Raw genomic sequence first — 2,895 nt, 5'->3', positions numbered from 1 at the left:
AACTAAAGTACAATAAGCAAAATAAGGGCGTATGGGGGATGCCTAGGCTCCTGCAGGCGAGGAAGGACGTGATAAGCTGCGATAAGCTCCGGGGATCGGCACACACGAATCGATCCGGAGATTTCCGAATGGGGCAACCCAGCATATTGAAGATATGTTACCCAGTTATGGGGGCGAACGCGCTGAACTGAAACATCTAAGTAGGCGCAGGAGAAGAAAACAAAAGTGATTCCGTGAGTAGTGGCGAGCGAAAGCGGATTAGCCCAAACCAGCAATGTTACGGCATTGGTGGGGTTGTAGGGCCGCGAGATTGTATGTGAACCGAACCGGAACCGTCTGGAAAGTCGGGCCATAGAGGGTGATAGCCCCGTATGGGTAAGGAACATGATACATAGCGGTACCCTGAGTAGGGCGGGGCACGTGAAACCCTGTCTGAATCTGCCGGGACCATCCGGTAAGGCTAAATACTCGCAGGAGACCGATAGTGAACCAGTACCGTGAGGGAAAGGTGAAAAGAACCGTGAATAACGGAGTGAAACAGATCCTGAAACCATACGCCTACAAGCGGTCGGAGCCCTTTCGTGGGGTGACGGCGTGCCTTTTGCATAATGAGCCTACGAGTTAACGTTGCCGGCAAGGATAAGCGGTTAAGCCGTGGATCCGTAGCGAAAGCGAGTCTGAATAGGGCGCCATAGTCGGTAATGTTAGACGCGAAACCGTGTGATCTACCCATGGGCAGGATGAAGCTGTGGTAACACACAGTGGAGGTCCGAACCGGTTGACGTTGAAAAGTCTTCGGATGACCTGTGGGTAGGGGTGAAAGGCCAATCAAACTCGGAAATAGCTCGTACTCCCCGAAATGCATTTAGGTGCAGCGCTGAGTATAAGTTTACTAGAGGTAGAGCTACTGATTGGATGCGGGGGCTTCACCGCCTACCAATTCCTGACAAACTCCGAATGCTAGTAAATGTTCCTCAGCAGTGAGGGCTTGGGTGCTAAGGTCCAAGTCCGAGAGGGAAAGAACCCAGACCATCAGCTAAGGTCCCCAAATGTATGCTAAGTTGAAAGAACGAGGTTTGTCTGCCCAGACAGCTAGGATGTTGGCTTGGAAGCAGCCATTCATTTAAAGAGTGCGTAACAGCTCACTAGTCGAGCGGACGAGCATGGATAATAATCGGGCATAAGCATACTACCGAAGCTATGGATTTGACGTAAGTCAAGTGGTAGGGGAGCATTCTGACAGGGCTGAAGGTGTGGCGTGAGCCATGCTGGACCGGTCAGAAAAGAAAATGTAGGCATAAGTAACGATAATGCGGGCGAGAAACCCGCACACCGAAAGACTAAGGTTTCCTCAGCTATGCTAATCAGCTGAGGGTTAGTCGGGACCTAAGGCGAACCCGAAAGGGACAGTCGATGGCCAACGGGTTAATATTCCCGTACTTGTATAAGTTGTGATGGAGCGACGCAGTGATGAAAGTACCGCGAACTGACGGAATAGTTCGTTGAAGCACCTACCTATATCCTTTATAGTCAAATGCGTAGAGGATGGGGAAATGCGATAGTACACGGAGCCTTCGGGCAAAGTGATAGTGTACCTAAGGGCTGCCAAGAAAAACTTCTAAACTTAGATTTATACAACCCGTACCGTAAACCGACACAGGTGGTCGAGGAGAGAATCCTAAGGTGCTCGAGAGATTCATGGCTAAGGAATTAGGCAAAATAGACCTGTAACTTCGGGAGAAAGGTCGCCAGCAGCAATGCTGGCCGCAGTGAAGAGGTCCAGGCGACTGTTTATCAAAAACACAGGGCTCTGCAAAATCGTAAGATGAGGTATAGGGCCTGACACCTGCCCGGTGCTGGAAGGTTAAGAGGAGATGTTATCTTCGGAGAAGCATTGAATTGAAGCCCCAGTAAACGGCGGCCGTAACTATAACGGTCCTAAGGTAGCGAAATTCCTTGTCGGGTAAGTTCCGACCTGCACGAATGGTGTAACGATCTGGACGCTGTCTCAGCCATGAGCTCGGTGAAATTGTAGTAGCGGTGAAGATGCCGCTTACCCGCAGTGGGACGAAAAGACCCTGTGCACCTTTACTATAGCTTCGTATTGACCTTGGATAAGTGATGTGTAGGATAGGTGGGAGACTTCGACCCGGGTTCGCCAGGATTCGGTGAGTCATCGTTGAAATACCACCCTTTGCTTATCTGAGGCCTAACTCTGCGTCGCAGAGGACATTGCGTGGTGGGTAGTTTGACTGGGGTGGTCGCCTCCAAAAGAGTAACGGAGGCTTCTAAAGGTTCCCTCAGCACGCTTGGTAACCGTGCGTAGAGTGCAATGGCATAAGGGAGCTTGACTGAAAGACATACAGGTCGATCAGGTACGAAAGTAGAGCATAGTGATCCGGTGGTTCCGCATGGAAGGGCCATCGCTCAAAGGATAAAAGGTACGCCGGGGATAACAGGCTGATCTCCCCCAAGAGCTCATATCGACGGGGGGGTTTGGCACCTCGATGTCGGCTCGTCACATCCTGGGGCTGGAGAAGGTCCCAAGGGTTGGGCTGTTCGCCCATTAAAGTGGCACGCGAGCTGGGTTCAGAACGTCGTGAGACAGTTCGGTCTCTATCTACTGCGGGCGTTAGAAATTTGAGCGGATCTGATTCTAGTACGAGAGGACCGAATCGGACGAACCGCTGGTGTATCTGTTGTCCCGCCAGGGGCACCGCAGAGTAGCCACGTTCGGAAGGGATAAGCGCTGAAAGCATATAAGCGCGAAACCCACCGCAAGATGAGATTTCTTTTAAGGGTCGTGGAAGATGACCACGTCGATAGGCTACAGATGTAAAGGCAGTAATGTCATAGTCGAGTAGTACTAATAACCCGTAAGCTTATGTACGATCC

At 51.2% G+C, this 2,895-nt stretch carries 1 rRNA gene; it reads left to right on the top strand.

Annotated features, from left to right (window positions below):
• Positions 1-10: 10 nt before the first annotated feature.
• Positions 11-2,890: ribosomal RNA gene (locus HZF10_RS17825) — 23S ribosomal RNA — on the top strand.
• The last annotated feature ends 5 nt before the right edge of the window (positions 2,891-2,895 follow it).

Origin of the sequence: Flavobacterium agri (assembly GCF_013401995.1) — a bacterium.
GTDB classification, from domain to species: Bacteria; Bacteroidota; Bacteroidia; order Flavobacteriales; family Flavobacteriaceae; genus Flavobacterium; species Flavobacterium agri.
The sequence above is the reverse complement of the archived record's forward strand: the minus strand, read 5'-3'. Positions and strand labels throughout refer to the sequence as shown.